The organism is Kitasatospora sp. MBT66 (assembly GCF_000710405.2).
Classification (GTDB): domain Bacteria; phylum Actinomycetota; class Actinomycetes; order Streptomycetales; family Streptomycetaceae; genus Kitasatospora; species Kitasatospora purpeofusca.
On record NZ_JAIY01000004.1, the window covers coordinates 574083 to 574521 of the forward strand.

1 protein-coding gene is annotated in these 439 nt (G+C 74.7%); it reads right to left on the bottom strand.

Annotation, left to right across the window (positions count from 1 at the left end):
• Window positions 1-38 precede the first annotated feature (38 nt).
• Window positions 39-305, bottom strand: coding sequence for a DUF6457 domain-containing protein (locus BI06_RS09235; RefSeq protein WP_030392458.1), 267 nt, complete (start codon window positions 303-305; stop codon window positions 39-41).
• Window positions 306-439: the final 134 nt, after the last annotated feature.

The following is a 439-nucleotide window of genomic DNA, read 5'->3' on the forward strand; positions in this document are numbered from 1 at the left end:
CGGCGGCTGGTCGAGCACGACGAGGTCCTCCACCGCGCTCACGGCTGCCCCTGGTCCGTGGCCGCGGCGGCCCAGCGCTCGGCGAGCGCGGCGGCCCGCCGGGACGCCTCGGCGACCGCCTCCGGCCCGCCGCCGCGCGACGCTGCGGCGTACCCGATCAGAAAGGTGGTCAGCGGGGCGGCGGGCCGGTCCACCCCGTGCGCGACCACCCGGGCCAGGTCGAGCAGACCCTTGACATCGACGTCCAGGTCGATGCCCAGCTCGGTACAGGCCTCGGCGATCCAGTCATCCAGCGTGCGCTCCATGCGGACATGCTGCCTGATCGGCGGTTTCCCCGGGATGTTTGCCCGGTGAGCGCCGCGCGTCGTTTCCCGCACACCGGGGTGCGCAGCGGGGTGAGGACCCCTGGTGGCTGTCGCTAGTGGCTGTCGCGCTCCCG

Bases quoted from the DNA above. Each gene is read 5' to 3' on its own strand.
- BI06_RS09235 (WP_030392458.1), bottom strand. From the start codon at position 305: ATGGAGCGCACGCTGGATGACTGGATCGCCGAGGCCTGTACCGAGCTG.